General features: G+C 75.9%; 26 protein-coding genes. 17 read left to right on the top strand and 9 right to left on the bottom strand.

The genetic code is table 11. From position 1 onward, the window contains the following. Positions 1-86 precede the first annotated feature (86 nt). Complete coding sequence (locus ACI78V_RS13915) at positions 87-380, top strand: WXG100 family type VII secretion target (protein WP_456851662.1); 294 nt, start codon at positions 87-89, stop codon at positions 378-380. A gap of 18 nt (positions 381-398) precedes the next feature. Here ACI78V_RS13915 and ACI78V_RS13920 read toward each other — a convergent pair whose 3' ends face one another. Both ACI78V_RS13920 and ACI78V_RS13925 read right to left on the bottom strand, forming a co-directional pair. After that, complete coding sequence (locus tag ACI78V_RS13920) at positions 399-1,346, bottom strand: HTTM domain-containing protein (RefSeq protein WP_456851663.1); 948 nt, start codon at positions 1,344-1,346, stop codon at positions 399-401. Next, on the bottom strand, positions 1,343-1,786 hold the full coding sequence (locus ACI78V_RS13925) for a hypothetical protein (RefSeq protein ID WP_456851665.1): 444 nt from the start codon (positions 1,784-1,786) through the stop codon (positions 1,343-1,345). The genes ACI78V_RS13920 and ACI78V_RS13925 overlap by 4 nt, the downstream gene beginning before the upstream one ends. A 181-nt stretch (positions 1,787-1,967) precedes the next feature. Between ACI78V_RS13925 and ACI78V_RS13930 the strand changes: the two genes are divergently transcribed. Continuing rightward, the gene (locus tag ACI78V_RS13930) at positions 1,968-2,474 is read left to right on the top strand and encodes a MaoC family dehydratase (protein ID WP_456851667.1); all 507 of its coding nucleotides are present in this window, start codon (positions 1,968-1,970) and stop codon (positions 2,472-2,474) included. A gap of 16 nt (positions 2,475-2,490) precedes the next feature. On the opposite strand, the gene ACI78V_RS13935 is transcribed toward ACI78V_RS13930, so the two are convergent. Beyond that, positions 2,491-2,916, bottom strand: a complete 426-nt coding sequence (locus ACI78V_RS13935; RefSeq protein WP_456851669.1) for an NUDIX hydrolase — start codon at positions 2,914-2,916, stop codon at positions 2,491-2,493. A 74-nt stretch (positions 2,917-2,990) separates the two neighbouring features. Between ACI78V_RS13935 and ACI78V_RS13940 the strand changes: the two genes are divergently transcribed. The 5 genes from ACI78V_RS13940 (at position 2,991) to ACI78V_RS13960 (ending at position 6,398) form a co-directional block, all read left to right on the top strand. Then, entirely contained in the window at positions 2,991-3,614 is a 624-nt protein-coding gene (locus tag ACI78V_RS13940; protein ID WP_456851671.1) for a DUF6758 family protein, read from the top strand. 133 nt (positions 3,615-3,747) lie between these two features. Further along, the gene (locus tag ACI78V_RS13945; RefSeq protein WP_456851673.1) at positions 3,748-3,906 is read left to right on the top strand and encodes a hypothetical protein; all 159 of its coding nucleotides are present in this window, start codon (positions 3,748-3,750) and stop codon (positions 3,904-3,906) included. Between the two features lie 9 nt (positions 3,907-3,915). Beyond that, the gene (locus ACI78V_RS13950; RefSeq protein ID WP_456851675.1) at positions 3,916-4,596 is read left to right on the top strand and encodes a PH domain-containing protein; all 681 of its coding nucleotides are present in this window, start codon (positions 3,916-3,918) and stop codon (positions 4,594-4,596) included. 49 nt (positions 4,597-4,645) lie between these two features. After that, entirely contained in the window at positions 4,646-5,503 is an 858-nt protein-coding gene (locus tag ACI78V_RS13955; RefSeq protein WP_456851677.1) for a PHP domain-containing protein, read from the top strand. Positions 5,504-5,543: 40 nt separating this feature from the next. Continuing rightward, positions 5,544-6,398 (top strand): RecB family exonuclease, encoded by an 855-nt coding sequence (locus ACI78V_RS13960; RefSeq protein ID WP_456851679.1) that lies wholly within the window; start codon positions 5,544-5,546, stop codon positions 6,396-6,398. Here the strand turns inward: ACI78V_RS13960 and ACI78V_RS13965 are convergent. From ACI78V_RS13965 to ACI78V_RS13980, 4 genes are read right to left on the bottom strand one after another with little or no spacing between them, the layout of a single operon-like run. After that, positions 6,388-7,254 (bottom strand): oxygenase MpaB family protein, encoded by an 867-nt coding sequence (locus ACI78V_RS13965; protein WP_456851681.1) that lies wholly within the window; start codon positions 7,252-7,254, stop codon positions 6,388-6,390. The two genes, ACI78V_RS13960 and ACI78V_RS13965, sit on opposite strands and share 11 nt — an antisense overlap. 16 nt (positions 7,255-7,270) lie before the next feature. Further along, on the bottom strand, positions 7,271-8,218 hold the full coding sequence (locus tag ACI78V_RS13970) for an alpha/beta fold hydrolase (RefSeq protein WP_456851683.1): 948 nt from the start codon (positions 8,216-8,218) through the stop codon (positions 7,271-7,273). A 44-nt stretch (positions 8,219-8,262) separates the two neighbouring features. Beyond that, complete coding sequence (locus ACI78V_RS13975; RefSeq protein WP_456851684.1) at positions 8,263-9,405, bottom strand: outer membrane protein assembly factor BamB family protein; 1,143 nt, start codon at positions 9,403-9,405, stop codon at positions 8,263-8,265. A 10-nt stretch (positions 9,406-9,415) separates the two neighbouring features. After that, complete coding sequence (locus ACI78V_RS13980; protein ID WP_456851686.1) at positions 9,416-10,882, bottom strand: DEAD/DEAH box helicase; 1,467 nt, start codon at positions 10,880-10,882, stop codon at positions 9,416-9,418. 485 nt (positions 10,883-11,367) lie between these two features. Between ACI78V_RS13980 and ACI78V_RS13985 the strand changes: the two genes are divergently transcribed. Together ACI78V_RS13985 and ACI78V_RS13990 are read left to right on the top strand one after the other, a co-directional pair. Further along, complete coding sequence (locus tag ACI78V_RS13985; RefSeq protein WP_456851688.1) at positions 11,368-12,018, top strand: ferritin-like fold-containing protein; 651 nt, start codon at positions 11,368-11,370, stop codon at positions 12,016-12,018. 10 nt (positions 12,019-12,028) lie between these two features. Then, positions 12,029-12,694, top strand: a complete 666-nt coding sequence (locus ACI78V_RS13990) for an SDR family NAD(P)-dependent oxidoreductase (protein WP_456851690.1) — start codon at positions 12,029-12,031, stop codon at positions 12,692-12,694. Positions 12,695-12,748: 54 nt separating this feature from the next. Here ACI78V_RS13990 and ACI78V_RS13995 read toward each other — a convergent pair whose 3' ends face one another. Both ACI78V_RS13995 and ACI78V_RS14000 read right to left on the bottom strand, forming a co-directional pair. Next, complete coding sequence (locus ACI78V_RS13995) at positions 12,749-12,985, bottom strand: DUF3107 domain-containing protein (RefSeq protein WP_456851692.1); 237 nt, start codon at positions 12,983-12,985, stop codon at positions 12,749-12,751. A 102-nt stretch (positions 12,986-13,087) separates the two neighbouring features. After that, entirely contained in the window at positions 13,088-13,738 is a 651-nt protein-coding gene (locus ACI78V_RS14000) for a TetR/AcrR family transcriptional regulator (RefSeq protein WP_456851694.1), read from the bottom strand. Positions 13,739-13,806: 68 nt separating this feature from the next. Between ACI78V_RS14000 and ACI78V_RS14005 the strand changes: the two genes are divergently transcribed. The 8 genes from ACI78V_RS14005 to ACI78V_RS14040 all read left to right on the top strand — a co-directional run bounded on the left by ACI78V_RS14005 (position 13,807) and on the right by ACI78V_RS14040 (position 26,191). Next, the gene (locus tag ACI78V_RS14005; RefSeq protein ID WP_456851696.1) at positions 13,807-14,898 is read left to right on the top strand and encodes an alpha/beta fold hydrolase; all 1,092 of its coding nucleotides are present in this window, start codon (positions 13,807-13,809) and stop codon (positions 14,896-14,898) included. Between the two features lie 244 nt (positions 14,899-15,142). Then, positions 15,143-16,033, top strand: a complete 891-nt coding sequence (locus ACI78V_RS14010; protein ID WP_456851698.1) for a DUF3152 domain-containing protein — start codon at positions 15,143-15,145, stop codon at positions 16,031-16,033. A 218-nt stretch (positions 16,034-16,251) separates the two neighbouring features. Next, positions 16,252-17,412 (top strand): adenylyltransferase/sulfurtransferase MoeZ, encoded by a 1,161-nt coding sequence (gene moeZ / locus ACI78V_RS14015; protein ID WP_456851700.1) that lies wholly within the window; start codon positions 16,252-16,254, stop codon positions 17,410-17,412. 173 nt (positions 17,413-17,585) lie between these two features. Beyond that, positions 17,586-18,170, top strand: coding sequence for a TIGR03086 family metal-binding protein (locus ACI78V_RS14020; protein ID WP_456851703.1), 585 nt, complete (start codon positions 17,586-17,588; stop codon positions 18,168-18,170). Between the two features lie 547 nt (positions 18,171-18,717). Beyond that, entirely contained in the window at positions 18,718-19,314 is a 597-nt protein-coding gene (locus tag ACI78V_RS14025; RefSeq protein WP_456851705.1) for a hypothetical protein, read from the top strand. Positions 19,315-19,355: 41 nt separating this feature from the next. Then, positions 19,356-19,640, top strand: a complete 285-nt coding sequence (locus ACI78V_RS14030) for an MGMT family protein (protein ID WP_456851707.1) — start codon at positions 19,356-19,358, stop codon at positions 19,638-19,640. Between the two features lie 57 nt (positions 19,641-19,697). Further along, positions 19,698-22,880 carry an ATP-dependent helicase gene (locus ACI78V_RS14035; protein ID WP_456851709.1) on the top strand — a complete coding sequence of 1,061 codons (3,183 nt, stop codon included), beginning with the start codon at positions 19,698-19,700 and terminating at the stop codon, positions 22,878-22,880. Further along, positions 22,877-26,191: an ATP-dependent helicase gene (locus ACI78V_RS14040; RefSeq protein ID WP_456851711.1), complete on the top strand. Its 3,315-nt coding sequence runs from the start codon at positions 22,877-22,879 to the stop codon at positions 26,189-26,191. Before ACI78V_RS14035 ends, ACI78V_RS14040 begins: the two co-directional genes overlap by 4 nt. Positions 26,192-26,218: the final 27 nt, after the last annotated feature.

The following is a 26,218-nucleotide window of genomic DNA, read 5'->3' on the forward strand; positions in this document are numbered from 1 at the left end:
CCGGCTGTGGACGACGGGACACGGCTGCGCACCCGCCGCTCCTAGCGTGCTCAGCGACCGGGAGGGGCCCGGACCGAGGAGGAACCGTGAAGGTCGACATCGCCACCCTGCAGTCGATGGCCGGGCAGTGCCGGGCCGAGGCGTCGGACACCGCCGCGCGCCACGCGGGCCTGTCCAGCAGTGTCAACGCCTCGGTGCTGGACGGGTGGACCGACAGCCAGGCCGCTCTGCGGTTCACCGAGCTCTACGAGCAGTGGCGGCTCAGCGCGCAGGGGGTGAGTGACGCGCTCACCGGCATGGGCAGCCTGCTCGACAGCGTCGCCGTGTCCTACCAGCAGCACGAGGCCGACATGGCAGCCCGGATCGGTGCCCTGCTGTGAGGCCGGCCGCCGAGGAGGTCAGCCCGGTGGCGCGGCTCCGGCCGGCTGCACCGTGGCGGGGCGACGACGGGCGGTCCGCTCGCGCAGCCGCCGGGCCGCGTCGGGCAGCCGCTCCCACGGCAGGACCGACAGGATCGCCACGCAGTGCGGCAGGAAGATGATCTTCACGCTGGCGAACACCGCCAGGTGGAAGCCGAGCAGGAAGACCACCAGCGCGACCCGGGCGCGGTCGGACCACACGAGGAGCATCAGCGGCGCCGCGAGCTCGAGCACGAGCATCGCCCACTGGGCGGCCACGAGCAGCCCGGGGACCTCGAGGGTCCAGTCCGACAGCACCGTGCCCCGGCGCACGATGGCCCGCGCCAGCGTCGACCCGGTGGCCCAGTCCCAGCCGCCGAAGCGCATCTTGGCCCATGCGGCGAGGAAGTAGGTGAGCATGACGGTGACGAGGACCGCCGCCATGGCCCAGCCGGCCGCCTCAGAGGTGCGCCGGTCCCGCCACCGGGCCCGCCCGATGGTGGGCAGCACGGCGAGCGCCACGAGGTAGGCGATCCGGTCGTGGTCCACCTTCCCGTAGCTCATCGCGATGACCATCCACTCGAAGTAGAGGAGGAACACCGCGGTGCCCAGGAGACGGGGCGCCCGGCCGGTGGCCGCCGCGAGCGCCGCGAGCACCAGCGCCCACTGGACGACGTGCACCACCGTGGAGGTCGGCGTCGGCAGCGGCAGCAACTGGCCGATCGTGAGGGGCTGGTAGTACTCGGTCGGGACGTCGGCGTGCGCGCGCACCCATGCCGTGGTCAGGAAGACGTCGACCGGGACGAACAGGTACGCGATGGTCCGGAAGACCGCGATGCGGGCCAGCGGCACCGGCCGGAACCACCAGCCGGACGGCCGCACCGGTGCCTCGCCGGACGACGACCGGGCCTCATCGGGCCGCGCTCCGGCCGACGGGGTGCCGCTCACGGCGCGCCCTCCAGCTCTTGGGCCACGAGGACGCTGTCGGTGACCTCGCCGGTCCGCCGACCGTCCACGAGCTCGTATCGGCGCTGCACGACTTGCACCTCCACGAGGGGCTCGGCGGCGGGGTGGTGGTCGGCGTAGGTCTCGGCGAGCAGGGTCAGGAGCTCCGGCTGGTCCACCAGGCGGGGGAGCTGTCCTTCGAACTCCGCGCGGCGCAGGCCGACCTCACCGCCGGACAGGCGGACCTCCTCGCCGCCGGCGGTCAACCCGACCACGCGGGTCGACACGACCGGGCGGTCGGGGTCGGCGCGCGTCGAGTACATGCGGAACGGGCCGAACGGGAAGTCCGCGTCGGTGCCCCACACCGTGCCGGCCAGCAGCACCACGAGAACGGCGGCCGTGGCGGCCAGCCGGGTGGCCCGGCCGGTCGGGGAGAGGGGCACGACGCCGGTCTCCCCGGGGTCACGAACGGGGGGAACCGGTGGCACCCGGGCATCGTAGGATCGGCGCCCGTCCAGATGGGTCACCGACGCCGCGTGGTGGGCAACTGGCCCGCCGGGTCGTGTGGGCCGGCCTGCTGGTCGTCCGTGCCCCGCCGTCAGCGTCGACACCGGGAGCCAGAACATGCAGTTCGGTCGCTACTACGAGGAGTTCGAGGTCGGGGCCGTCTACAAGCACTGGCCCGGCAAGACCGTCACCGAGTACGACGACCACCTGTTCTGCCTCATCACGATGAACCACCACCCGCTGCACCTGGACAGCCACTACGCGGCGGGGACCACCGACTTCGGCAAGAACGTCGTCGTCGGCAACTACATCTACTCGCTGCTGCTCGGCATGAGCGTCCCGGACGTGTCGGGCAAGGCGATCGCCAACCTCGAGATCGAGTCGCTGCGGCACGTGGCGCCGACCTTCCACGGCGACACCGTCTACGGCGAGACGACGGTGCTGGACAAGACCGAGTCGAAGTCGAAGGACGACCGTGGTGTCGTGTACGTGGAGACCATCGGGTACAAGCAGGACGGCACGGTCGTCTGCATCTTCCGGCGCAGGGTCATGGTGCCCAAGCGTTCCTACGGGGAGATCCGTGGTGGCGAGCAGCCCGGTCGCCCGGAGCCGCTGCCGCGCTGACCACGCACCCCCGGGCTCAGGTCGGGAGCACGCCCCACCCGCGCAGCGTCTCGACCAGGTGGGGGGTGCAGGGCAGGCGCTCCAGCTCGGCCGCGGAGACGAAGGCGACCGCGTCGGCGTCGTCCCCGGCCACGGGGACGACGCCTGGGTCCAGCAGGGTGCAGGCGAGGTCGAGGACGTCGTAGCGGACCCCGGGCCCGGGGATCTCGACGCGGCCGACCGGAGCCCCGGCCCGCACCCGCAGCCCCGTCTCCTCCAGCACCTCCCGCTCCACGGCGGCCTGGGGCGACTCCCCGGCCTCGACCCGACCGCCCGGCACCGACCACCGGCCGCGACTCGGCTCGTGCCCACGGCGGATGAGCAGCAGCCGGCCCTGCCCGTCGTGGACCACCGCACCCACGCAGGCGACGACCCGCGGCGCGGGATCGGGGCCGGACGGCATGCCCGGCACGGTACGCAGGCGGCACCGCTCCCTGCGCTTGACGAACCCCGTCGGTCACAGGACGGTGATGCCCGATGACTGCCACCACGGTCTGTCCCCGCTGCGGCGAGCAGTTGGTCGTCCGCCCCGGGAACTCCGGTCAGGCCTGGTGTCACGTGCACGGCGCGGTGACGCCGCTGCACCACACGCTGCTGGTCGGCCACGACGCCATCGCCGCGGTCACCGCGGACGCCCGCGTACCTGCGTGGGTGCCCGACCCCATGCCGCCCGGCTGGGCGGTGACGGGCCTGGCCTGGGGTGGTGAGCCGGGCGCTCGCGCGATCGTCGTCGACTGCGCCGGCCCGGCGCCCCTGGGCGGGTCGGCCGAACTGGTGCTCGTGGCCGAGGAACCGGGTACCGGGGTGGGGTGCGGCTACGCCGGGCTGCCCGGACTCGACCCGGGCGACGTGATCTCCGGGCCGTCCTCGGCCGACGTCGAGGCCGCCGGGCAACGCGCGCCCCTGTGGGCGGTGCCGACCTCCGACGACCGCGCCGCCTTCGTGGGGGAGGCCTACGGCGTGTGGTTGTGGCTGGTCATGTGGCCGATGTCCGCCGCCTGGCTGCTGGCCGAGCGGCTCACACTCCTCGACCTGCGCGAGCGGCTCTACCCCGATCTGCCGCTCGGGCCACCCAGCGAGCACCTGCTGCCGGGAACGTGACGGACCGGACCGCACCGGTCCGGCCATCCCGGCGGCGTGTCCCGGGAGTGAGTCCTGGGACGTGTGTTACCCATGGTGCTCGCCGTGGGGACACCATCGTCCGCACGCCCCGAACACGCACCGGGAGGTGACGGTGAACCTCAAGAAGGTCCTCACCTGGCTGGTCGTCGCCTTCGTGGTCTTCTACGTGATCCAGGCGCCGGAGAACTCGGCCGAGATCGTCCGGACGGCCGGACAGGCCCTCGGTGACGCGGCGTCGTCGCTAGCGGCCTTCGTCGGGTCGCTGGTCTAGCCGCAGGGCATGACCGGCCCGGCAGGCACCCGACCGCCGTCCGACGGCCGGCGGCCACGGTGGAGCAAGGACGCCGAGAAGTACCTGCTGCCGCACGAGCAGCCCCCGGTCATCGCCACCCGCCGGCACTGGGCGGTGCTCATCGAGCCCGGCGTCAAGACCGTCCCCTTCCTCGCGCTGGGCCTGTGGCTGCTGGTGGCCGACCGCGACAACGAGGTCTCCACGACCGCCGGCTTCCTCGTGCTCGTGGCTGCCGTCGTGTACCTGGGCCTGCGGGTCGCGGAGTGGTGGATGCGGCACTTCATCGTCACCAACCGCCGCGTGCTGCTGACCAGCGGCCTCATCGTGCGCACGGTCGCGCTGCTGCCGCTGCGCCGCATCACCGACCTGACGTACAAGGAGACGCTGTTCGGTCAGCTGCTCGGCTACGGCACCTTCCGCTTCGAGTCCGCGGGGCAGCAGCAGGCGCTGTCGGAGATCACCTACCTGCCGCGCGCCGACCTCCTCTACCGGAAGGTGAGCAACCTGCTGTTCGGCAGCGACGGCGCGGACTCGGGGGACGACGAGGGCAATCCCGAGCCACGCCGGAAGCGGCCCCCGCTGCGCCCGGGGCCGGACGGCGGGAACCGGGACACCCAGCCGATCCGCCGGCGTCCGCGCGCCTGGCGGGTCGCCGGACGACGACGGTGAGCGGCAGGCCCACCGGCGGTCACGGCGCGGGTGCGGCAGGCTGACCGTGATGCGGATCGACCTCCACACCCACTCGTCGGTCTCCGACGGCACCGAGAGCCCCGCCGAGCTGCTCGCGACGGCGCACGCCGCCGGCCTCGACGTCGTCGCGCTCACCGACCACGACACCACCGGTGGCTGGGCGGCTGCCGAGGCGGCGCGGCCCGCGGGGTTGACCGTCGTCCCGGGCATGGAGCTGTCCTGCCGCTGGTTCCCCGCCGAGGCGCCGCCGATCAGCGTGCACCTGCTGGCCTACCTGTTCGACCCCGCGCACCCCGCGCTGGCCGAGGAGCGGGCGCGGTTGCGCACGGAGCGGCTCGGCCGCGGGGAACGGATCGTCACCGCCCTGGCCGCGGCCGGCTACCCCGTGGCGTGGGCCGAGATCGTGGAGCGCTCGGCCGGCGGCGTGGTCGGCCGCCCGCACGTCGCCCGGGCCCTGGTCGAGGCGGGGGTCGTCGAGTCGGTGGACCACGCCTTCGCCACGCTGCTGCACCACCGCAGCCCCTACTACGTGGCCAAGGCCGACACCGACGTGCTCCACGGGATCGCGATGGTCCGCGCCGCCGGGGGCGTGCCGGTCTTCGCGCACGGCCTGGCCACCAAGCGGGGCCGGGTGGTGGGCGACGAGGCCATCGCGGTGATGGTCGCGGCCGGGCTGCTGGGCCTGGAGGTCGACCACCCCGACCACGACGTGGAGGAACGGGCGCACCTGCGCGGACTGGCCGCCGACCTCGAGCTGCTGGTGACCGGCTCCAGCGACTACCACGGCACCAACAAGACGACACCGATCGCCGCCTGCACCACCGCACCCGACCAGCTGGAGGCGCTGCTGGCCGCCGGCACCGGCGCCGCGCCGTACCGGGACTGACACGCACCGACCGTCGGTCTCCGCGGTTAGCGTGGCGGGTATGGGAGGCGCGCAGCTGGAGATGCCGGGCATGCCCCGGCGGCTGTTCCCGGCCACGCCGAGCAAGCTCGCCGCCTTCGCCGACTGCCCGCGCCGGTACCGGCACGCCTACCTCGACCGGCCCGCCCCGCCCAAGGGGCCGGCGTGGGCGCACAACAGCGTCGGATCGGCGGTGCACGCCGCGCTGCGCTCCTGGTGGGAGCTCCCGGTGCCGAAGCGGATGCCGGCGGCGGCCCGGCAGCTGCTCTACTCGGTCTGGTCGACGGCGGGCTTCCGCGACGCCGAGCAGGCCGACCGGTGGCGGGCTCGGGCAGCCGGCTGGCTGACCGACTACGTGACCGGGCTCGACCCGACCGACGAGCCGGTCGGCACTGAGCGGCACGTGGCCGCCACCACCGAGCGGTTGGCCCTGTCGGGCCGGGTCGACCGCATCGACCAGCGCGGCGACGAGTTGGTGGTCGTGGACTACAAGACCGGCCGGGCGGTCTCCACCGACGACGAGGCCCGCGGCTCACCCGCCCTGGCCGCCTACGTGCTGGGGGTGCGCCGCACCCTGCGCCGACCCTGCAGCCGGGTGGAGCTGCACCACCTGCCCAGCGGCACGGTGGCCTCCTTCGAGCACACCGACCGGTCGCTGGCCAACCACGTCCGGCGGGCGGAGGACATCGCCGAGGACATCGCCCGGGCCACCGCCGCGGTCGATGCGGGGGAGGACCGGGACGTCGCGTTCCCCGCGGTCCCCGGCCGGCAGTGCAGCTGGTGCGACTTCCGGCCCAGCTGCCCGGTCGGTCGGGCGGCCACCCCGCCGAGGGAGACGTGGAGCTTCCTGCCCGAGGACGACGAGCTCACGCGCTGACCGGCGCCGCCTGCGCGACCCGGTCGATGCCGGCCCAGACGATCGGGGAGCGCCGGGCCCGCTGCGGCAGCCTCAGCACAGTTTGGCGGAACGCCCGCAGGGCCGCCGTCGCCGCCGCGTCGGTCACGCCGAGCCCGGGCAGCGAGTACATCCGCCGGGCCCATCGGGGCAGCGTGGCGACCGCCAGCGACGCCAGGGTGCCCCATGCCGGGCGGGCCGGGGTGAGCCACCGCACCCACGCCGGCATGGGCGGCGCCACCACCAGCCGCATCGCGTCCCGAGCCGCCGGCGTCAGCGCCAGCGACGGGCGCACGGCGGCGAAGTAGCCGGCCAGTTCGGCGACGCTGCGCGGCACGTCGGCCTCGGTGCACCCGACCAGGACGGCGGCGGTCACCTGCTCGGCGACGTAGCGGTCGGCCTCGGCGCCGCTGCGGACCACCCCGGTCCGGCGGGCGGCGTCCAGCAGGGAGTCCACCTCGCAGCAGTGCACCCACAACAGCAGGTCCGGGTCGTCGACGCGGTAGGCGCGCCCGCTGGTCGGCTCCACGCCGGCCAGTCGCCGGTGGATGCCCTGCACGCGGCGCACGGCGCGCACCGCCTCGCGCCGGGTGCCGAAGGTCAGGGTGTCGACGTAGGCGGCGGTGCGCACCAACCGCGGCCACGGGCCGGTGCGGAAGCCCTCCGAGAAGGTGGCGACACCGTTCATCGCGACGGGGTGCAGCGCCTGCAGCAGCAGGGCCCGCAGGCCACCGACGGAGAAGACGGGGTCGGCGTGCACCCGCCAGGTGACGCTGTCGGGGCCGAAGAACCCGAGCAGGTCCTCCTCGGGCGTCCAGTCCCGCGCGGAGGGGTTCACGACCGCTCCGCGGGGGTCACGACGACACCGGGGCGTCCCGGCCGTCGCCGGCGCGGGCCGTGACGGACGCCCAGAACTCCCGCAGGACCTCCAGCGTCCGCGGCGGGTTCTCGATGGCGGGGGAGTGGACGGACCCCGGGATGACCTCGTACCGGGCACCCAGCCGTCGGGCCATGTCCGCCTGGGCGGCCGGCGTCCACGCGTCGTCGGCGACCCCGTGCGCGACCAGGACCGGGACGCCGGTCGCGGCGAGTTCGGCGACCCGGTCGGGCTCGGTGGTCATCGCGTCGGCCATGCCGCGCAGGCCGGCGGCGGTGTTGGCCAGGAACCGGCGGTCGAGGAACTCGCGGGTGGGGGCGGGCACCTCCTGCGCCCTCGGGTCGGTCATGGCCAGCTGGTCGAGGGCCTCCTGCACCAGGGGCACCCCTCCGGCCTCCAGCAGCGGGGAGAGGTGGTCGAGCAGGGCGGCCCGCGGGCCGACCAGCCGCGAGGGCCCGGAGCCGAGCAGCGTCAGCGAGTCGAACGCCGCCGGGTCGGCGAGGACGGCGGCGCGGCAGACCAGCCCGCCGAAGCTGTGGCCGACCAGGTGCAGCGTGCCGACGGCCTCGGCGCGCAGCTGCCGGGCCACGGCGACCAGGTCGGCCGCCAGCTCGGCGACGGTGTAGCGGGAGGGGTCGTCCGGTCCGGGCGACTCGAACTGACCTCGCTGGTCGAGCGCGACGACCCGCAGCCCGGCGGCACACAGCGGGCGCAGCAGCGGCGCGAAGTCCTCCTTGCTGCCCGTGTAGCCGGCGACCATGAGGACGGTGCCGTGCGCGCCGTCCCCACCGGTGTCCAGGGCGGTCAGGGGCCCTGCCCCGCCGGAGAAGGTGCGGTGTCGCGCGTCGTGCTCGGCCAGCTGCCGCAGGTCGCCCGGGGCGATGGAGAGGGGATCGCTGGGGTCGGGGCCGCCGGGCATCACCATGACCCCCAGTCAACCCCGGCACCGGGCCGGGTGCCGCCCCGGGATCAGCGGAAGGCGATCACCCGGTCGGGCAGCTGCAGGACGACCACCGGTCCGGCGAGCGTCGTCAGCCCGCCCGGCCGCAGCCCCGCGACGTCCGAGCGACCCAGCTCCGCCCCGGTGGGGAGGTCGCGGACGACGACGGCGCCGTCCTGCGGAACCGGGACCGGGATCCCCCCGGTCGGCGACTCCGGGACGGCCGGCCCCGTCGGCAGCCCCGTGGCCGGGGTGGCCCAGAGCGGTTCGCCGGTGGCCTGGTCCAGGGCGGTCAGCGTGCCGTCGGCCAGCACGACCAGGGCGTCCCCGATGCCCCGGGCGGTCACGGTCCCCTCGACCGCGCCGCGCAGGGCGCCGCCCAGGGGGGTGCCGTCGGCGCCGGCGTGCAGGTGCACCCCGTCGTCCCCGGCGAGGACCACGGTCCGGTCCACCCCGGCCAGCGTCGCCGTCGCACCGGCCAGGTCGCGGGTCCACCGCGGGCTGCCGTCGTAGCCGTCGAACAGGCGCAGCTGCAGCGCCTCCGCGCACCGCTGCACGACGACGACCCCGGCTTCCCCGACGTCGGCGTCGAGCAGCCGGCAGCCGGCCGTCGCGGCCTGGCGCCAGCGGATGTTGTCCCCGACCGGGTCGAGGGTCACCACGCCGGTGGGGCTCGCGGCCAGGACGATCCCGTCGGTGCTGTGCAGCGTCATGTCCGCGCGCAGGTCGGTGTTGCGCGTCCACGCCCGCACCCCGGTGTCGGCGAACAGGGCCACGGCCTCGTCGCAGCGGTCCTCGGTGCGGAAGACGGCGACCACCCGCCCGCCGACCAGCGTCCAGTCGCACAGGACGGCGTTGGCCCGGGTGTAGCGCCAGGCCTCCTCACCGGTCGCCACGTCGAGCGCCCGGACCCCGTGCTCCTCGCCGACCAGCACGCGGCCTCCGTGCACCGCTGCGCGGGCGGCGCCGTCCGCGCTCGTCGTCCCGGAGGTCCAGGCCGCGGAGACGGCACCGGCCGGCGTCCCCGCGGGGACGCCGGCCGGATCGGCGGTCGTGCTCTCGGTGGCGGCCGCGTCGGAGCCCCGCCACAGCAGGGCGGCGACGACGACCAGCGCCAGCGTGGCCGCCGTCCAGACCCACACCCTCAGGGGCGGGCGGCGCAGGAGAGCCACGCGCGGCGGATCAGGCGGCGGGCTCGGCCGAGCCGCGGTCGGCGCCACCCCGGCGACGGCGGCGACGGCGGGGCCGGCCCGCCTCACCGGACGCCGGGGCCTCGCCCGCCGGGGCCTCCGCGGTCGCGGCGGCCCCGGTCGAGGCAGCGGCACCGGCCGCACCGCCGCCACGGGTGCGACGACGCGGACGGTTCGAGCGGGCGGCCGCCGGCTTCTCCTCGTCCTCGCGGGCGGGACCGCGACCGCCGGAGCGGGTGCGCTTGCCCGTCTCGCCGAGGTCCTCGAGGGTCTCGGCACCCAGGCCCTCGCGGGTCCGCTGCGCCCGCGGCAGGCGCCCGGTCGCGCCCTCCGGCACGTCGAGGTCGGTGTAGACCCACGGCGAGGTGGAGTACGTCTCCGGGGGGTCGGTGAAGTCCAGGTCCAGCGCCTTGTTGATCAGCTGCCAGCGCGGGATGTCGTCCCAGTCGACGAGGGTGACGGCGACGCCGGTCTGCCCGGCGCGGCCGGTGCGGCCGATCCGGTGCACGTAGGTCTTCTCGTCCTCGGGGCACTGGTAGTTCACGACGTGGCTGACGCCGGTGACGTCGATGCCGCGGGCGGCGACGTCGGTGGCGACCAGGACGTCGACCTTGCCGCTGCGGAAGGCGCGCAGCGCCTGCTCGCGGGCGCCCTGGCCGAGGTCACCGTGCACGGCGGCGGCCGCGAAGCCGCGCTCGACCAGCTCGTCGGCGACCTTCTGCGCGGTCCGCTTGGTCCGGCAGAACACCATGACCAGGCCGCGGCCGCGGGCCTGCAGCACGCGGGCGAGCAGCTCCGGCTTGTCGAGGTTGTGCGCGCGGTAGACGAACTGCGTCGTCTGCGGGACGGTCGAGCCCTCGTCGTTGCCGTGGGCGCGGATGTGCGTCGGCTGGGTCATGAACGCCCGCGCCAGGTTCACGATGGGGCCGGGCATCGTCGCGGAGAACAGCATCGTCTGCCGCTGGTCCGGGACCATGCCGAGGATCCGCTCGATGTCGGGCAGGAAGCCCAGGTCGAGCATCTCGTCGGCCTCGTCGAGCACCAGCACGCGGACCTTGCCCAGGACCAGGTGGCCCTGCTCGGCGAGGTCCAGCAGCCGGCCGGGCGTGCCGACGACGACCTCGACGCCGCCCTGCAGCGCCTGGACCTGCGGCTCGTAGGCGCGCCCGCCGTAGATGGCCTGCACGCGGATGCCGCGCCTGGCACCGGCGGTGCCGAGGTCGCGGGCGACCTGGACGCACAGCTCACGGGTGGGGACGACGACCAGCGCCTGCGGGACCCCGTCGCCGCCCTCGGCCGCCGGGACGACGCGCTGCAGCAGGGGGACGCCGAAACCGAGGGTCTTGCCGGTGCCGGTGCGGGCCTGGCCGATCAGGTCGTTGCCCGCCAGCGCCAGCGGGAGGGTGAGCTCCTGGATGGCGAAGGTGCGGGTGATGCCCGCCTCGGCCAGCGCCGCCACCACGTCGGGGTGGACGTCGAAGTCGCTGAACAGCGGGGCGTCCTCGGCGACGGGCGCGCCGCCGAGCTCCTCGGCCGCCTGCTCGAGCTGCTCGGGATCGGGGGCGCCGGTCTCGGCGTGCTCGAGGTCGGGGCCGGGGGTGGTGTCGTCGATGGAGGTCAGTGCTCTCGCCTCTGGTCTGCTGGGGGAGCAGGTCCGGGGCGTCTGCCGCGCCGCACCTGTCCCGGTCGGTTGTCGCGGGATCAGTTCCAGCGCCGACGCGGCCAGCGGAAACCGGGCCTCACGGTGGGTGTCGGCCCGGGAGACGGCCCTGAGGGCGTCGTCCAGCGGTCGTCAGCGCACAGATACACAAGCGAACCGAGCGGCTCGCCGATTCCCATCGTAGCGCGCGCACCGGTTAGCCTCTCCGCGCCGCGCTGCCCGGAGCCCCCGGCCCACCCCTCCGGGTCAGGCGCGCACCGTGCCGCCGAGCCCTGGAGCTGCCCGTGACGTCGGTCGACCGTCGCGCCGTCGTCGACCTGTTGGGAGTGCTCGCCTACGCGGAGCTGACTGCCTTCGACCGTCTGGCCGAGGACGCGCGGCTGGCGCCCACCCTCACCGGGCGCGCGGCGCTGGCGCAGATGGCCGCCGCGGAGATCGGGCACCACACCCGGCTGACCGCCCGCCTCACCGAGCTGGGGGCCGACCCGGTCGCCGCCATGACGCCGTTCGTCGCCGCGCTGGACGCCTTCCACGAGAGCACCCGGCCCCGCACCTGGCTGGAGGGGCTGGTCAAGGCCTACGTCGGGGACGGCCTGGCCGCCGATTTCTACCGGGAGATCGCGACCTTCCTGCCGGAGCCGGACCGGGGGCTCATCCTCGACGTCCTCGCCGACACCGGGCACGCCGACTTCGCCGTCCGCGAGGTCCGGGCCGCGATCGCCGCGCACCGCACCGTCGCCGGCCGGCTCGCGCTGTGGGGACGGCGCCTCGTGGGCGAGGCCATCACCCAGTCGCAGGCGGTCATCGCCGAGCGCGACGACCTCGCGCGCCTGATCATGGAGGGGACCGGGGACCTCGCCGGCCTGGGCCGGCTCATCGACCGGATCACCGCGGCCCACACCGAGCGGATGAAGACCCTCGGCCTCAACCCCTGACGGGAGTCTCGTGCGGCATCTGCTCGTGGTGGGGGCCGGCCCCGGCATCTCCGCCGCCACTGCCCGACGGTTCGGCGCCCAGGGGTACGCCGTCGGCCTGGTCGGGCGACGGGAGCAGGCGCTGGCGCAGCTCCAGTCCGACCTGGCCCGTTCCGGCGTCCTCGCTGGGCGGGCCCCCGCGGAGGCGGCCGACCCCGCATCGCTGGCGGCGTCCGTCGAGCTGCTGGTGGAGACCTTCGGCCCCGCCGATGTGCTGCTCTTCAACGTCTCGGTCGGCCGGCACGTGACCGTGCCGGAGCTGGCTCCCGAGGACCTGCTGGCCGACCTGGCCGCCGGTGCGGTCGCGCTCCAGACCGCCGTCCGGGCGGTGCTGCCGGGGATGCGGGAGCGCGGCTCGGGCACCGTCCTGGTCACCGGCGGGGGCTCGGCGGACCGGCCCCTCACCTCGATGGCCACCCTGGGTGTCCAGAAGGCGGCGCTCCGGGCGCTGGCGGAGGTGCAGGCGCGCGCACTGGCGCCCGAGGGCATCCACGTCGCGACGGTCACCATCCGGGGGCTGGTGGGCGAGGACCGGCAGATCCACCCCGACCGCGTGGCCACGCTCTACGAGGAGCTGGTGGCCGAGACCGCGGGACCACCGGAGGCCTGGCGCACGGTCGTGGACCTGACCCCCTGAGAACGCCGACGGGGCGCCTCCGCAGTGCGGAGACGCCCCGGGGAGGACCGGCGGTCAGCCGCCGGCGATGAAGCCCACCCGGCGCTGGTCGGCCTGGGCGATCTCCACGTAGGCGATGCGGTCGACGGGCACCAGCACCCGCCGGCCCCGGTCGTCGACCAGCGTCAGCAGGCCGTCCTTCGTGGCGCCGGACATGGCCTTGGCCACCTCGGCAGCGATCTCGTCAGGGGTCTGGGGGCTGTCGATGACCAGCTCCCGGGGGGAGTGTTGGACACCGATCTTGACTTCCACGGGGGGATGCCTCCTCGAGTTGCGCGGCTGCGACCCACGCTAGTGCAGCGGTGCGGCACGGACCTGCGGCGAGGCTGCGCCCTCAGCGAACCGGGCCGGCCCTCAGGGGGCCGGTGTCTCCCCGCCCTCGACCCGGGGGAACCCGGAGATGCCGCGCCACGACAGCGCCGTCATCAGGGCCACCGCCTCGTCGCGGGAGACCGTGCCCTTGCGCGGCAGCCACCACCGGGCGCTGGTCTCGGCCAGCCCGGTCATCCCCGAGGCCAGCAGCAGCGAGCGCTCCCGGTCCAGCCCGGTGTCGGCCTCGATGACCTCCGCGATCGCCTCGACGCAGGCGTGGTGGCCGCGGTCGGCCAGCTCGCGCACGTCGTCGTCGTTGCGCAGGTCGGACTCGAACACCAGCCGGAAGGCGGCACCCTCGGCGTTGATGAAGTCGAAGTAGGCGCCGACCGCCCCGTTCACCCGGGTGCGGTTGTCGTCGGTGCCCTCCATCGCCTCGCGCACGTGGTCGGTGAGGGCGGTGACCTGCTGCTCGAGCAGGGCCAGGTACAGCTCCCGCTTGCCGGGGAAGTGCTGGTAGAGCACCGGCTTGCTGACTCCGGCCCGGTCGGCGATGTCGTCCATCGCCGCGGCGTGGAACCCCTGGGCGACGAACACCTCCTGCGCGGCCGCCAGCAGCTGCAGACGTCGCGCTCCACGCGGGAGACGCGACGAGCGGCGGGCGGTCGAGGCGGTGGACCGGGGCAGCGACATGACGCCCGGATGTTACCGGCGGGTCACCGTCTCGCGCGCCGTGGACCAGCCTGACCTACCTTCGGCGGGTGACCCAGGCGCCCGGCACCGGCCCCGCACCGGCCGCCGTCCGCACCGCCCGGCTGTCGGGTGCGGCGCTGCCCTCGGTGGCCGACGTGCCCCCGCCCTGGCCCGGGGAGCCGGTGGCGGTGCGCGGCGGGGAGGTCTTCGTGCGGCGCACGCCGTGGAGCGGCCCGGCCGACGCCGCCCCGGACGGCGCGCCGCGGGAGCGCGCCCTCTACGTGCACGGCCTCGGCGGCGCGTCGACCAACTGGACCGACCTCGCCGCACTGCTCGCCGTCCGCTTCGACGGGTGGGCCATCGACCTGCCGGGCTTCGGCCGGTCGCACCCCCCGGCCCGCTCCTCGTACTCCATGCGCGGCCACGTGCTGGCCGTCATCGACCTCCTCGAGCGGATCGTCGCCGAGCCGGGTGAGGCGGCGGGCCGGCCGGTGCACCTCGTCGGCAACTCCCTCGGGGGCCTGGCGGCGCTCCTGGTGGCCGCCCGCCGGCCCGACCTGGTGGCCTCCCTGACGCTGGTCTCCCCGGCCATGCCGGTCTACCGGGTGCCGCCGGCGTTCAGCCGGGCCCTCCTGTTGCTCCTGCTGCCCGGCGTCCCGACGATCGCCGAGCGCCGGATGTCCGGCGTCCCCCCGGAGCAGCAGGTCCGCGGCATGGTGCAGATGTGCTTCGGCGACCCCCGCCGGATCCCCCGGGCGCGGCTGGAACAGGCGCTCGAGGAGATGCGCGAGCGCGCGGGACAGCCGTGGGCGGTGCGCGCGCTGACCCGCAGCATGCGCGGGCTGATCACCTCCTACCTGCGGGTGGGGGCGGCCAACGCCTGGCGCGCCGCCCGCTCCCTGCGCCTGCCGACGCTCGTCGTCTGGGGGGACCGCGACCGGCTCGTCGACCCGGCGCTCGGACCACGGCTGGCCGCCGCCGTCCCCGACGGCCGGTTGCTCGTCCTGGAGGGGGTCGGGCACGTGGCGATGATGGAGGCGCCGGAGCCGACGGCCCGGGCGGTCCTCGCCCTGGCCGAGGACGTCGCGGGCGCCCCCGCCGCGGGGCGCCGGGCCGGCGTCACCGCGACGGGTCGGACCGGCACACGCCGTCGCCGGTGAGGTCTGCCGCCACGCCGACCGGCCGTGAGAACCTGGCCGGGTGAGCTCCGCGGACGCACCTCCCGGCCGTGGGGCGAGCGGACACCCGAGGCCGCACCCGCCGGCCACCGGCCCCCGGCGGCGGCTCCCGGACGGCGACGCCGCGCAGCGCGGGCTGCCCCGTGTGCCGCCCAGCACCCGCCGGTCCGAACCGGTCGCCGCGCGCCCGGCCCCCCGCCCGCGCCCGCGCACCGGAGAGGTCCGGGTGCCCCGGGACGCCCCGGCGGCCCCCCCGACGGCGGCCGGCCGCCACCCGTGGGACCGGTCGCCGGCGCACCGTGCGGCCGGGCGCCTGCGCCGCTTCGTGAGCCGCTGGGGCTGGCGGGCGTACGCGGTCCCGATCCTCACCGTCGCCACCGTGCTCACCCTCGTCGACCTGGTGGTCGGCGGCGGGACGACGACGGCACGCCCCGACGCCGGGACCGCGGCCGCGGACACCCCTGCCACGTCCGCGCCGCTACCCACCACCGCACCCGCGCCCGTCGAGCCGACGGCGACCGCGCAGGGAGACGCCGGGCCCACCGAGACCGCCCCCGCACCCCCGGGGCAGACCGGCTTCGTCCAGCAGGGCGCGGGCACGGTGACCGTCGTCGACGGGTCCTCCCCGGTGTACGGCACCGGGCCGCTGCAGCGGTTCGTCGTCGAGGTCGAGGACGGCATCGGCGTGGACGGCGCCGCCTTCGCCGCCGCCGTCGAGAGCACGCTCGGCGACCCCCGGTCGTGGGGCAACAACGGGCTGATGTCCTTCCAGCGGGTCGGGCCGGCCGAGGCCGCCGCAGGCGCGTACGACTTCAAGGTGACCCTCATCAGCCCCGGCAACATGGAGCGGTACTGCCCGGGGGTCGGCACCGGCGGGTACACCTCCTGCCGGTACGGCGACCGTGCGGTCATCAACCTCGCCCGCTGGGAGACCGCCGTCCCCGACTACCAGGGCGACGTGCCGACCTACCGGCAGTACGTGGTCAACCACGAGGTCGGCCACGCGTTGGGCAACGGGCACCAGCAGTGCCCGGGCCCGGGCCGGCCGGCGCCGGTGATGCAGCAGCAGACCCTCGGTCTGGACGGCTGCACCAAGAACGCCTGGCCGCACCCCTAGTCGCGCCTCCGGCGCCCTGACACCGCGGTCCTCCGGACCGCACCGCGGTCAGGTGCCGTTCCCCCCGCTCCGCCGAGCGTGTCCCCGCGCTCGTCGGGGGGACTCCGGCCCCCGCTCGTCGACCGCCCCCTCTGGGAATCAGGGGGGCGTGTCAGGCTGTTGTCCCGACGAACGTCGGCCCCGTGCGGGTCGCTGTCGAGTGACTGAGGAGCAAGCCCGTGTCCCTGCCACCCCTGGTGGAGCCTGCCGCCGACCTGTCGATCGACGAGGTCCGGCGGTACAGCCGGCACCTGATCATCCCGGACGTCGGGATGGACGGGCAGAAGCGGCTGAAGAACGCCAAGGTGCTGGCGGTCGGCGCCGGTGGCCTCGGCTCGCCCGTGCTGATGTACCTGGCCGCGGCCGGCGTCGGCACGCTGGGCATCGTCGAGTTCGACGTGGTCGACGAGTCCAACCTGCAGCGGCAGATCATCCACGGCCAGTCCGACGTGGGCCGGTCCAAGGCCGAGAGCGCGCGGGACTCGATCAAGGAGATCAACCCGCTGGTCGACGTCCGCCTGCACGAGACGCGGCTGGACAGCGACAACGTGATGGAGATCTTCAGCCAGTACGACCTGATCGTCGACGGCACCGACAACTTCGCCACGCGCTACCTGGTCAACGACGCCTGCGTGCTGCTGGGCAAGCCCTACGTGTGGGGCTCGATCTACCGCTTCGACGGTCAGGTCTCGGTCTTCTGGGACGAGCACGGCCCGAACTACCGCGACCTGTACCCGGTGCCGCCGCCGCCCGGCATGGTGCCCAGCTGCGCCGAGGGCGGCGTGCTCGGCGTCCTGTGCGCGACCATCGGGGCCATCCAGGCCACCGAGGCGGTCAAGCTCATCACCGGCATCGGCGAGACGCTGCTCGGCCGGCTCATGGTCTACGACGCCCTGGAGATGACCTTCCGCACGATCAAGGTGCGCAAGGACCCGGAGGCCGAGCCGATCACCGGGCTCATCGACTACGAGACCTTCTGCGGTGTCGTGTCGGTCGAGGCCCAGGAGGCCGCCGCGGGCTCGACGATCACCGTCGACGAGCTCAAGGACATGATGGACGCCGGCAAGGACTTCGAGCTGATCGACGTCCGTGAGCCCAACGAGTACGAGATCGTGTCGATCCCGGGCGCGAAGCTCATCCCCAAGGACGAGATCCTCTCCGGCCGGGCCCTGTCCCAGCTGCCGCAGGACAAGCCGATCGTGCTGCACTGCAAGACCGGCGTCCGCTCGGCCGAGGTGCTCGCCGCGATCAAGAACGCCGGGTTCTCCGACGCCGTCCACGTCCAGGGTGGCGTGACGGCGTGGGCCACGCGCATCGACAAGGCGCTGCCCACCTACTGAGACAGGACCACCCTCCCTCCCACTCCTCGTGGGAGACCCCCTGCACCCGCGGCCCGCACGCTCGCGGAGGGCCTGCAGGGACCGGCGCCGGAGGGTGGCCGTGGCGGTACGACACCAGGGCCCGGACCGCCCCCGCAGGGGCGGTCCGGGCCCTCGTGGCGTCTACTGACGGCGTGTCCGAATTCTCACCCGCGGAACTGATCGAGCTCTTCCAGCGGGCGCAGGCCTCCTTCACCGACCGGGTCGACGCGGTGGAGCCGGGGCAGTGGGAGGACCCGGCCCTGCCGGGGTGGACCGTCGCCGACCTGGTGGCCCACCTGGTCGACGAGGCGCTGTGGGCGCCGCCGCTGCTCGCCGGCGAGCCGTTCGACCTGATCGACGGGCGGTTCCCCGACGCGACGCCGGACCTGCTCGGCGACGACCCCCTCACCGGTTGGGAGAGTGCCGCCGACGCCGCCCTCGCCGCGTTCGCCGAGGACCACGCGCTGCTGCGCACCGTGCACCTGGCCCGGGGACCGCTGCTCGCGGCGCACTACATCGAGGAGATGACCGCCGACCTGACGGTGCACTCCTGGGACCTCGCCCGGGCCACCGGCGGGGACACCGAGCTGGACCCGGTGCTGGTCACCGCCGGTCTGGTGGTCGCCGACCGGCTGCCGGAGGACGGCATCCCGGGGTTGATCGACCCACCGCTGGACGTGCCGGCCACCGCCGATCCGCAGAGCCGGCTGCTGGCGCGGTACGGCCGGCGCGGCTGAGGGGAGAGCGTCGCGGGGGTCCACCGGGCGGCAGCGCCCCTAGGCTGCGGGCGGCAACGACCACCTGGAGGTACCGCCGATGAGTCAGCCGCCCCCGGGCCAGGGTCCCTACGGCCCGCCCGGCTCCGAGCCTCCCGATCAGGGTGGGTGGGGTCAGCCGCAGGGCCAGGGTGGCTGGGGGCCGCCGCAGGGAGGGCCGGGCGGTGCCCCTCAGGGTCCGCAGCCGGGGCAGCCCGGTCAGCACGGCCAGCCCGGTCAGTACGGCCAGCCGCCGTACGGCCAACCGGGCCCGCCGCCGCACGGCCAACCGGGTCAGTCCGCGCAGTCGGGCCCGCCCGGCCCGTACGGTCAGCCGGGTCCGTACGGTCAGCCGGGCCAGCCCGGCCCCTACGGGCAGCCGGGTCCGTACGGCCAGCCGGGCCCCTACGGGCCCCCCGGCCAGTTCGCGCAGCCGGGCCCCTACGGGCAGCCGGACCCCTACGGGCAGCCGGGCCGGCCGGCGCCCGGCAGGGGCAGGCGCGGCCTGGTCGTCGGCATCGTCGCCGCGGTGGTCGTGGTCGTCGGTCTCGCCGCCATCCTGTTCCTCACCCTCGGTGGAGACGACGACCCCACGCCGGCGGCCGACAGCACGACTGCCCCCTCCAGCAGCTCCTCGAGCTCGCCCTCCCGGTCGACCAGCAGCCCCCCGCCGAGCCCGCCACAGCCCGGTGGTGGCCGGGACCTGCTCGCGATCCTCCCGCCGGACCTCACCGGCTGTGCGGAGGCCCCGCTGGCCGGTGACGGCGACATCGCGCACGTGGCCTGCACCGGGAGCGTCTCGCAGCCGGTCCCGCAGGCGGGGGAGTTCTTCCTGTACCCGGACCAGGTGACGATGGACGACGTCTTCGCCACCGACACCGCCGGTGCGCCGCAGCTGCCCCAGGGCCAGGACTGCACGACCGGCACGGGCACGAGCGTGTGGACGTCGGCCAGCAGCAGCGGGTCCTACGCCTGCGCGATCGACGCCGAGAACGGCCGGGTGGGCATCGTCTGGACCGATGACGCCGCACTCGTCGAGGGCGTCGTCGCGGCTCCGGGCACCACGCAGGAGGACCTCGCCGCCCTCTACCGGTGGTGGGTGGCCAACAGCAGCTACCGGCTGTGATGTCGGAGGCGCCCGGAGGACAGCCGTCCCCGGGCGCCTCCGTGTCGCGGGAGGACGTCGACGAGGAGGTGTTCGACGCCGTCGAGGAGATCCCGCCCGGCCGGGTCAGCACCTACGGCGCGATCGGGCGGATGGTCGGCGTCGGGCCGCGGCGGGTGGCGCGCGCGCTGTCCCAGGGCGGGGGCGCCGTCCCCTGGTACCGGGTGGTCCGCGCCGACGGCACCGTCGCCGAGCCCGTGCGCGTGCGGCAGCTGGAGTTGCTGGCCGCCGAGGGCGTCCCGGTGCGCAACGGCCGGGTGGACCTCGCCGCCGTCGGCTGGCCCTGACGCCCCAGCCGCCCCGCCCGTCGCGGTGGTGTCGTAGCGACGTGGTGTCATCGGGGGGTGGCACAGCGGGGGCTGGAGGGTGCGCCGGTCTACCGGCTCGTGCAGAGTGACCCGGCCCCGGTGGCGCGGCCCCGGTTGGACCCGACGCAACAGGCGGTGGTCGACCACCCAGGCGGGCCCCTGCTGGTGCTCGCCGGGCCCGGCACCGGAAAGACCACGACGATCGTGGAGGCCGTCGCGGCCCGGATCGACCGGGGCATCGACCCCGAGCAGATCCTCGTCCTGACCTTCAGCCGCAAGGCCGCCGCCGAGCTGCGCACCCGCATCACCACGCGGGTGGCGCGCACGATCCGCGAGCCGCTGGCGCGGACCTTCCACTCCTACGCCTACGGCGTCCTGCGCCGTGCCGCGCTGCTGCGCGGCGAGGCGCCGCCCCGGCTGCTCACCGCCGCCGAGCAGGACGCCGTCGTGGCCCAGCTGCTGCGCGGCGACATCGAGGAGGAGGGTGCGGTCCGCTGGCCCGAGGTGCTGGGGCCCGCGCTGTCGACGGCCGGCTTCCGGACCGAGCTGCGCGAGCTGCTGCTGCGCGCCACCGAGCGCGGGATCGGTCCCGACCGGCTGGCCGCCTGGGGGCGCGAGCTCGGCCACGAGGCGTGGGTGCACGCCGCCGCGTTCCAGGCCCAGTACGAGGCCGTCACCGCCTTCGCCACCGCCGGCCGCGGGGACGCCTCCGGCTACGACCCGGCCGAGCTGGTCCGCGAGGCGATCGCCGAGCTCGCCGCCGACCCGGAGCTGCTGCGTCAGGAACGGGAACGGGCCCGCTGGCTGTTCGTCGACGAGTACCAGGACACCGACCCCGCCCAGGTGGAGCTGCTGGAGCTGCTCGCAGGTGGCGGCGGCGACCTCGTGGCCGTCGGTGACCCCGACCAGGCGATCTACGCCTTCCGCGGCGCCGAGCCGCGCGGCATCGTCGAGTTCCCCGAGCGCTTCCGGCACGCCGACGGCCGCCGTGCCGACCGGCTCTCCCTCGGCGTGTGCCGCCGGTCGGGTGCCGAGCTGCTGCGGATCAGCCGCCGGGTCGCCGAGGGCCTGCCCGGCCCCTGGGAGCACCGCCGACTGGCGCCGGTCGAGGGCACCGACGACGGCACCGCCGAGGTGCACGTCTTCGGGTCGGCCGCCCTGGAGGCCGCCTACCTCGCCGACGTGCTGCGCCGCGCGCGCCTGCTCGACGGGGTGCCCTGGTCGCAGATGGCCGTCGTCGTCCGGACGGCGACCGCACTCGGCCCGCTGCGCCGGGCGCTGACCTCCGCGGGGGTCCCGACGGCCATCTCCGCCGACGAGCTCCCCCTGGCCGCCCAGCCGGCGGTCGCCCCGTTCCTGTCCGCCCTCGACGCCCTGCTCCCGGGGGACGACGGAGCCCCCGCCGGCCTCGACGAGCCGGCCGCCGAGGCGCTGCTGTCCTCCCCGCTGGGCGGCGCCACCGTGCTCGACCTGCGCCGGCTGCGACGGGCCGTCCGCATCGCCCTCGCCCAGCAGGGCATCGACGCCGCCGAGCGGGGCGCCCCCCTCGCGACCGCCCTGCTCGACGAGCTGCTGCTGGCCACGCTGCCCGAGCACATCGCCCGGCCGGCCCACCGCGTCGCCGGCGTCCTCGCCGCGGGCCGGGTGGCGCTCGCGGCCGACGGCACGGCCGAGGACGTGCTCTGGGCGATGTGGCAGCGCAGCGGCCTGGCCGGGCGGTGGGCGCGGGCCAGTGCCGCGGGCGGTGCGGCCGGAGCCGTGGCCGACCGGGACCTCGACGCCGTCGTCGCCCTGTTCGACGCCGCTGCGGGCTTCGTCGACCGACTGCCGTCGGCCGACGTGCGGGCCTTCGTCGACCACCTCGCGGCCCAGGAGCTCGCCGGCGACACCGGCGCGGCCCGCGCGGCCACCGACGACACCGTCCGGCTGCTCACCGCACACGCCTCCAAGGGCCTGGAGTGGGACGTCGTCTGCGTGGCCGGGGTGCAGGAGGGCGTGTGGCCGGACCTGCGCGAGCGCGGCTCGCTCCTCGGCACGGAGGTCCTCGTCGAACGCGCGGCCGGCATCGACGCGGCCGCTGTCGACCGCCGCTCCCTCACCCTCGCCGAGGAGCGGCGGCTGTTCTACGTCGCCTGCACCCGCGCCCGCCGCCGGCTGGTGGTCACCGCGGTGCAGGGCGCCCTCGACGGCGCCGACGCCGGCGCGACCGCCTCCCGGTTCCTCGACCTGGTCGCGCCCCCGCCGGAGGACGGGCGGCCGCTGACCGAGCTGCCGCGCTCGCTGACCCTGCCCGCCCTCGTCGCCGACCTGCGCCGCGCGGTCGCCGACCCGCACACCCCGCCCGGCCGCCGGTCGGCCGCCGCGGCGGTCCTGCGCCGGCTGGCCGAGGAGGGGGTGCCGGGCGCCGCCCCGGCGCACTGGTGGGGCCTGGCGCCGCTGTCCGACGACGCGCCGCTGGTGCCGCCGGAGGAGCCCGTCCGGGTGCGCCCCTCGGCGATCGAGACCTTCCAGCGCTGCCCGCTGCGCTGGGTGCTGGGCGCGGTCGGCGCGGAGGCCTCGCCCGACGCCACCCGCACCGTCGGCTCCGCCGTGCACGCCGTCGCGCAGCGCGTCGCCGAGGGGATGCCCCCCGCCGAGGCGCCGGACGCCCTCGCCGTGGAGCTCGACCGGCTGGACCTCGGGCCCGGCTGGTCCGACCAGCGGCAGCGCGCCACCGCCCAGCAGATGCTGGAGCGGTTCCTGCGCTGGCACGCGGGCAACCGCCGGGAGCTCGTCGCCGCCGAGGAGGACTTCGACGTCGTCGTCGGGCGCGCGCGCCTGCGCGGGCAGGTCGACCGGCTCGAGCGCGATACCGAGGGCAGGCTCGTCGTCGTCGACCTCAAGACCGGGCGGACGGCGGCGAGGAACGTCGAGGAGCACGGTCAGCTCGCCGCCTACCAGGTCGCCGTCGCCGCCGGTGCCTTCGCGGCCCACGGCACCGTTCCCGGCGGGGCGGCGCTGCTGCAGGTCGGCACGGGCGCCAAGGCCAAGGAACAGCACCAGGAGCCGCTGCCCGCCGACGTCCCGCTGCCGCAGACCCCGGCCGGCGAGTTGATCGCGGCGGTGGGGGAGGGCATGGGCGCGGGCGCCTTCGAGGTGCGCACCGGTAGCCACTGCCAGCGCTGCCCGGCCCGCCGCAGCTGCCCGCTGCACGAGCGCGGCCGTCAGGTGACCGCGTGAGCGACGCACAGCTCACCCTCGACGACCTGTTCGGTGAGGAGCCCGCCGCGGCGGCCGCCCCCCGGCGGGAGCTCAGCCCGGCCGAGGTCGCGGCCCGGTGCGGCCTGTCCTACGCGCCCTCCGAGGAGCAGGCCCGGGTGGTCGCCGCTCCGGCCGACCGGCCGCTCGTCGTCGTCGCCGGCGCCGGCTCGGGCAAGACCGAGACGATGGCCGCGCGCGTGTCCTGGCTGGTCGCCAACCGTGTCGTCGAGCCCGAGGCGGTGCTCGGCCTGACCTTCACGCGCAAGGCGGCCAGCGAGCTCAACGAGCGGATCCGGCTGCGGCTGGGAGCACTGGCCCGGCACCCGGAGACCGAGCCGGAGCTGCGCGACAGGCTCGAGATGGCCCTGCCGACGGTCTCGACGTACCACGGGTACGCCGCCGCGCTGGTCGCCGAGCACGGCCTGCGGATCGGTGTGGAGCCCGGCGCCGGCGTGCTCGGCCCCGCCATGTGCTGGGGGCAGGCCGCCCAGGTCGTGGCGGCCTACACCGGCGACATGGACGACGTCCCCCTGTCGCTGCTCACCACCGTCGAGGACGTCCTCGCCCTCGCCGCGGAGATGGGCGAGCACGACGTGACGCCGGCCGCGCTGCGCGCCTGGACCGCCCGGCTGGAGGCGCAGATCGCCGGCTACGCGGACGCGCCCCGCAAGAAGGGGCCGTACGCCCCGGTCCTGGAGCTGCTGGCCCGCCAGCGGGCGCGGGTGGCGCTGCTGCCGCTGGTGGAGGCGTTCGAGGCGCGCAAGCGGGCCATGGGCTCGATCGACTACGCCGACCAGGTCGCCCACGCCGCGCGGATCGCGGTCTCCTCCGCCGAGGTCGGCCGCCGCGAGCGCGCCCGCTGGCGGGTCGTGCTGCTCGACGAGTACCAGGACACCAGCGTCGGCCAGCTGCGGATGCTGGAGGCGCTCTTCGGCCGGGAGACGGGGCACCCCGTGCTGGCCGTCGGTGACCCCCGCCAGTCCATCTACGGCTGGCGCGGCGCGTCGGCCGGCACCATCGAGCGGTTCGCCCGCACCTTCCCCGGCGTCCCCGGCCGCCCGGCCGAGCGGCTCACCCTCGCCACGAGCTGGCGCAACGACGAGGCGGTGCTCTCCGTCGCCAACGCCGTCGCAGGCCTGCTGCCCCCGCCCGACGTCCCCCTGCCCGACCTGGCGCCCGCGCCCACGGCCGGCCGCGGCGCGGTGACCGTCGGCCTGTACGAGACCGTGGCCGACGAGACCGCCGCGCTGGCCGACCGGCTGGCCGCCTGCTGGCACGGCACCGACCCGGTCGTCCCGCGTCGCCCCGACGGCCGGCCGCCGACCGTCGCCGTCCTGGCCCGCACCCGCAAGCAGTTGCCCGGCATCGCCGCCGCACTGCGCGAACGGGGCCTGCCGGTGGAGGTCGTGGGGCTCGGCGGTCTGCTGGAGGTGCCCGAGGTCACCGACGTCGTCGCCACCCTCACCGTCATGGTCGACCCGACGGCCGGGGACGCCCTCGGTCGGCTGCTGGCCGGCGCCCGGTGGCGGATCGGCCCGCGCGACCTCGCCGCCCTCGAGGCCCGCGCCCGCACGCTCGTGCACTCCCGCCGCCCGTCGCGTGAGGGCGAGGAGGGCGCCGCCGAGGCGCCGCCGGAACGCGCCAGCATCGTCGAGGCCCTCGACGACCTCGGCGACGCCGACGCGTACTCCGCCGAGGGCTACCGCCGGTTGCGGCGCTTCGGTGCCGAGCTCTCCGCGCTGCGCGGCCGGCTGGGGGAGTCGCTGCCCGACCTCGTCGACGAGGTGGCCCGCACACTGGGCCTGGAGACGGAGCTGGCCAGCGCCCCCGAGGTCAGCCCGGCCGGGGCCCGCGCGCACCTGGACGCGCTGCACGGCGTGGCCGCCGAGTTCACCGAGCTCGCGGAGTTGCCGTCGCTGCCGGCCTTCCTCGGGTACCTGCGCGACGCCGAGGAGCGCGAGCGTGGCCTGGAGCCGGGGGAGGTGGCCGTCAACCCGGAGGCGGTGCAGCTGCTCACCGGTCACTCGGCCAAGGGCCTGGAGTGGGACGTCGTCGCCGTGCCGGGCATGACCGTCGACCAGTTCCCCGCCAAGCCCGGGGCCAGCGACTCCTGGATCAAGGACCCGGGCGCGGTCCCGGTCGACCTGCGCACCGTCGACCGCGAGGAGCTGCCCCGGCTGCGGCTGCCCGTCCCGGGCTCCGGTGACCAGGCGGTCGTCAAGCAGGCGCTCGAGCAGTACGTCGAGGACTGGAAGGCCTTCGGCACCGGGGAGGAGATCCGGCTCGGCTACGTCGCGGTCACCCGCGCCCGCCACCTGCTGCTGTGTTCGGGCAGCTGGTGGCGCGACGGGGTGAACCCCTGCGGGCCGTCGTCCCTGCTGCACGCGGTGCGCGAGGCCTGCGAGGCCGGCGCCGGGACCGTCGTCTCCTGGGCGCCGGCCCCCGACGACGGCGCGGAGAACCCGGCGCTCGCGGAGTGGCCGGTGGGCGTGTGGCCGGCCGACCCGCTCTCGCCGGGACGGCGGCGCGCGCTGACCGCGGCCGCGGAGCTGGTCACCGGGTCGGCGGCACACCCGCTCGACCCCGGCCTGGAGCGGCTGGGGGAGCCGGACCCGGTGGTCGACCAGTGGGTGCGCGACGCCGACCTGCTGCTGCGCGAGCGGGCGGTGGCCGCGCGGCCCACGGTCGACGTCCCGCTGCCGTCCCACCTGTCGGTCTCGGCCCTGGTCACTCTGCGCCGGGACCCGGCCGAGCTGGCCCGCCGGCTGCGCCGGCCGATGCCGGCCGCCCCCGCGCCGCAGGCCCGCCGGGGTACCGCCTTCCACACCTGGCTCGAGGAGCGCTTCGGCGCCGCCCGGCTGCTCGACCTCGACGAGCTGCCCGGCTCCGGCGACGAGTTCGCGGTGCCCGACGACACCCTGGCCGAGCTGCAGGAGGCCTTCCTCGCCGGCGAGTGGGCAGACCGCCAGCCGGTCGAGGTCGAGGTGCCGTTCGAGACGCCGCTGGGGCCGCTGACCCTGCGCGGGCGGATCGACGCGGTCTTCGCCGACGGCGCGGGCGGGTTCGAGGTCATCGACTGGAAGACCGGTCCGCCGCCCTCCGGCGGGGAGCTGGCCGCGGCCGGGGTGCAGCTGGCGGCCTACCGGCTGGGCTGGTCCCGGCTGACCGGCGTCCCGGTGGAGCGGGTGAGCGCGGGGTTCCACCACGTCGCCGCCGGGCTGACCGTGCGCCCGGTCGACCTGCTCGACGAGGCCGGCCTGCTCGCCCTCGTCACCGGCACCGCCCGCTGACCGCCGGCCGACCGCCGCTGACCATGG

The organism is Geodermatophilus sp. SYSU D00742, assembly GCF_054049935.1.

Bases quoted from the DNA above. Each gene is read 5' to 3' on its own strand.
- ACI78V_RS13930 (WP_456851667.1), top strand. From the start codon at position 1,968: ATGCAGTTCGGTCGCTACTACGAGGAGTTCGAGGTCGGGGCCGTCTAC.
- ACI78V_RS13935 (WP_456851669.1), bottom strand. From the start codon at position 2,916: ATGCCGTCCGGCCCCGATCCCGCGCCGCGGGTCGTCGCCTGCGTGGGT.
- ACI78V_RS13940 (WP_456851671.1), top strand. From the start codon at position 2,991: ATGACTGCCACCACGGTCTGTCCCCGCTGCGGCGAGCAGTTGGTCGTC.
- ACI78V_RS13950 (WP_456851675.1), top strand. From the start codon at position 3,916: ATGACCGGCCCGGCAGGCACCCGACCGCCGTCCGACGGCCGGCGGCCA.
- ACI78V_RS13955 (WP_456851677.1), top strand. From the start codon at position 4,646: ATGCGGATCGACCTCCACACCCACTCGTCGGTCTCCGACGGCACCGAG.
- ACI78V_RS13960 (WP_456851679.1), top strand. From the start codon at position 5,544: ATGGGAGGCGCGCAGCTGGAGATGCCGGGCATGCCCCGGCGGCTGTTC.
- ACI78V_RS13970 (WP_456851683.1), bottom strand. From the start codon at position 8,218: ATGGTGATGCCCGGCGGCCCCGACCCCAGCGATCCCCTCTCCATCGCC.
- ACI78V_RS14000 (WP_456851694.1), bottom strand. From the start codon at position 13,738: ATGTCGCTGCCCCGGTCCACCGCCTCGACCGCCCGCCGCTCGTCGCGT.